This is a genomic window from Endozoicomonas sp. ALB115, assembly GCF_049310245.1.
Lineage (GTDB): Bacteria > Pseudomonadota > Gammaproteobacteria > Pseudomonadales > Endozoicomonadaceae > Endozoicomonas.
In genome coordinates, this window is sequence record NZ_JBLYZG010000145.1 from 1 (window position 1) to 3,592 (window position 3,592).

Annotated in this window: 5 protein-coding genes and 1 pseudogene; all 6 read right to left on the reverse strand. The window is 46.0% G+C overall.

Annotated features, from left to right (window positions below; genetic code table 11):
- Positions 1-44: 44 nt before the first annotated feature.
- Positions 45-674 (reverse strand): dynamin family protein, encoded by a 630-nt coding sequence (locus tag ACO6VE_RS24040; protein WP_422463999.1) that lies wholly within the window; start codon positions 672-674, stop codon positions 45-47.
- A 7-nt stretch (positions 675-681) separates the two neighbouring features.
- Positions 682-1,350 carry a WYL domain-containing protein gene (locus ACO6VE_RS24045; RefSeq protein ID WP_422444744.1) on the reverse strand — a complete coding sequence of 223 codons (669 nt, stop codon included), beginning with the start codon at positions 1,348-1,350 and terminating at the stop codon, positions 682-684.
- Between the two features lie 105 nt (positions 1,351-1,455).
- Positions 1,456-1,503: pseudogene (locus tag ACO6VE_RS24050) on the reverse strand (hypothetical protein); the annotation flags it as partial.
- Positions 1,504-1,772: 269 nt separating this feature from the next.
- The gene (locus ACO6VE_RS24055; protein WP_422444568.1) at positions 1,773-2,111 is read right to left on the reverse strand and encodes a hypothetical protein; all 339 of its coding nucleotides are present in this window, start codon (positions 2,109-2,111) and stop codon (positions 1,773-1,775) included.
- A gap of 12 nt (positions 2,112-2,123) precedes the next feature.
- Positions 2,124-3,143, reverse strand: coding sequence for an AAA family ATPase (locus ACO6VE_RS24060; protein ID WP_422444566.1), 1,020 nt, complete (start codon positions 3,141-3,143; stop codon positions 2,124-2,126).
- A 139-nt stretch (positions 3,144-3,282) separates the two neighbouring features.
- Complete coding sequence (locus ACO6VE_RS24065) at positions 3,283-3,447, reverse strand: hypothetical protein (protein WP_422444564.1); 165 nt, start codon at positions 3,445-3,447, stop codon at positions 3,283-3,285.
- Positions 3,448-3,592 lie beyond the last annotated feature (145 nt).

The following is a 3,592-nucleotide window of genomic DNA, read 5'->3' on the forward strand; positions in this document are numbered from 1 at the left end:
ACGATCAGCCAGAATCCATGTTCACGCCTGGCCAGAATTCGTGTTCACGCTTTGCCAGAATGAGCGTTCACGATTAGCCAGAATATGCACTTCTCGGCATTACGAACATAGCGCTCTGCTGTTTCACCGAGTTCTTCATCAAGGGCATCAACTTTATTCAGGGCAAAAATCACTTGGTCTGTTGGATGGATCTCCCTGATGGTCTTGAGGACTTCCACATCATCAGTAGTTCCAAGCTGGGTAACATTGATTACGTAGAGTAATGTACTGTCCGGATATGACTTAATCGCTTCAATAAAAGTTGCCCGATGCCGCTCATCCATACTGTTATTTGCTCCGGGAGTGTCTATGAAGGTGTATCCCGAAAGCTTGGAACTCAGCAAACCGCTTGAGGCCGGAAAACGGATATCCATTGATGAAACATCATCAGATCTGTTCCACTCTTTCATCTGATCTGCAGATAATAGCCTGCTCATCTCAGCGGGCAGACCTTCACAGCAGTATGCAGTGGCTTTTGCACGCCCCTTTTTGACAATCGTGATTCGCGCGACTTTCGCAGTGGTCGCTTCATTCGCAGAGTGCAGTAAATCTTTGCCAAGCAAAGCGTTTATCAATGAAGACTTACCAGCACTCATTGTTGCCGCAACCAAAATAGTTTTAGAGGATTTGCTCATGAATAACTTAATCCGAAATATTGCCTGAACTGGCTAACCACTGGGTAAAATTCTGCTGAATATGTTGGTGCAGTTTCCTGGGTGAGATGACCTTGATATTGGGAATCCAGCTCTGAACAAGGGGAACGATCTGTGAATAACTCCAAGCGCAAGCCCGGATAATCAGCGTGCCATCCGGCTTTTTCTCAAGAATCTCCTGTCTGGGTAGGAGCGCCTTTCTCTCAAAAAAGAATGCCACATCAGGGTGAACTTCAAGCGTAACTTCAAATTCGGGTTGACCAAACCAGACAGAGTCATGCTCTTTGATCTGTTTGATAATAGCTTCATCAATAGCAAAGTGCTCATTTCCTAAAGATGCCAGCTTAATGCGCGCAAGAGAAAATGCTTTCAGAACACCTTCTGCAGTAGCAGCCAGATACCAACTTCCCCGGTAGAACACCATCATGTAAGGATTAACTTTACGAGTTTTGTTCTTGTATAGAAATTGAACTTCTCGCTTACTCTGAATGGCTTTTTCAATGAGCGTATGGAGTGACTCAATAAAATCCATTTCCAGAGGTGCTTCCTGAAAATGGTAACAACCACCGGTATTCTGGTTGACAAAATTGATCAGAAACCTTGCAGTTTTGTGAGGAAGAGCCTTTTTTAAACCAAGCCTGTCGATAAGGCTAACCAAGTCATGCTCGTTGAATACATGAGTCGATGTCGATGTAAGCCTATAAGTACCAGTGATCGGACAACGATCCAAAGCCGTGCCAAGACGATCCAAATCCCTGCGAATGGTTTTTGTGCAGACACTATACCGCTCTGCCAACTCTTGAATTTTCAAGGGTTGGCCGCTATGAGCAAGCAGAATAATGTCAGCAAGACGATTGGCAAGAAAGGTATTTCTCATCAGGTACCGATAGACCACAAACCACTAAAAGACACCTAATAATACAACAATGGATGGACAGGTTGTGTCCACACAGATCAATAAATCAGAATATATAACTTCAAATATATGATCAAAGACGTATATTTCAAGTAACTTAACCAATCTTGCTAACGGGCACGCTATTATTCAGCAATATGCCTTACCATCAGATTTCAATGTTTTTACCATTGCTCTGCAAATAGCAGCCTTTCTTTTGCAATTTGAGCCATAGCCTTGGCATTTTTGTAATAGCAACGTGTCTCATGTTCGGGGTGTTTTTTGCCACGCAGCCCCATGGCTTTTCTGGAGGTGTTGGCTTTGGCTCTTGCTTCCAGTTGCGATTTGGGGATAAACCCACACAAGTCGTGCTCAATATGAGAAAGGTAGGATTTGCGCTCTACCCACTGATCGGCAAACCAGGCCATCGGGCCTGGCTGAAACTGCTCGCCTTCACAGACTTCATTCGCGACCGTGCCTTGCCCCATATCGGTAGGGCCCTCACCACTGAACAGCAAATACATCGGTAACCCCTGTTACAGTGAGTTGATTTCATCAACCAGTCGATTCAGGTCAGTATCAATAAAAGCCTCTCCGGGTCCCATTACTGCAAGCTTTTCTTTCAGAGAGGGAATGGAGAAAAACGGGATAGCCCGGGTATACCCTTCCGCCGTTTTGTAGAGATACTGCACGCTTCTGGTTGCAATATCGTCCTCCATAAAATTGAGAATCATCGGGCTGTGAGTCGATACCAGAACCTGCTGCTCCGCCTGCACCAATGTATCAATCAAAAACTCGATAAGCTCTGGATTGATGCCGTTCTCAATCTCATCAAAGGCCATAAAACTGTGCTCGGTCATCAGCTGGGCCAGAATGGCCATAATTCGCAACATACCGTCGTTAACATGGCGAGCTTCCGTTGGCAGCTCCTGATGTTCGAAGACCTCGGCGATATTCAGTGCTTTCCAGCCGGATCGTATTGACCGGGTTTTAATCTCCTGAAGTCTTGGATAGGCCTTTTTCAAACGGTCCCGCAGTGCATTTTTATATTCCTGAGACATCTCATGGATATAGGCAGACATTCTTTGTCCACCCAACCCCATTTCTCCTTCACTGTTTCTGGCTTTTTGCCGCAAAAACTGGGGAGCCAGCAATTCCAGAGAACGAAATTGCCGGAAGAACAATTTGAACACTTTCAGCTCATCAGACAGCTCCTTGTCGAGCAACTGGGAAAGAATTGACCCCTGGTAGGAGAAACGGATGGGCTGGTGGATATTACCCAGGGTGTAAGCGCCATCAGCCACCGTAAGCAGCGTATACGTTGTGAAGTTCACACAATCCAGCACAATCTTTTCCTGGGTACAACGCTGCTGATCTGTGTTAAATACCGCTTCCCAGGTCGTCATGGACCCATCCATCAAGTGCATGCTCACGGTAAACAAGATCAGCTTCTTCCTGCTTTTGCCAAGGCGACTGGTCAGCTCAGAAGCTTTCCAGTCACGCTCTTCAAGCCATCCCTTAATATCACCTTTGACCTGTTGGGCCAGAAAATCCATAAACTGCAACACTGTGGACTTACCGGCACCATTGAGCCCTATCAGGCAGTTGAAGCTATGCAGGGATAGGTCAAACCCACCAGGGACTTGAAGTTTTCAACCCGGATATGGTCGATCCACATCGGATGTGTGTTGCCCATTATCCTTTCACTCCCGTCACGTCCTTCACATTAGCCAACAGTGTACCAAACTTGCCATAGTTCACCTTTACCCCATCATTCAGATCCAGGGCAATGCGTAGGTCGGTGAAGTGCCGCCACTGTTCGTCAAACTTACGCAATTCCAGCTGCTGGTTCTGACGCATACAGAACAATCGAAGTTTAGTGTGTACGATTCACTGTCTATGTGCATGATATATCTGCCTTTCACCACCCCGATTGATATTTTCCTGAAATCTGTTGTCAAAGGATTGATCAGATATTCAGGAACGTCGACATGTTGCCAGTTCA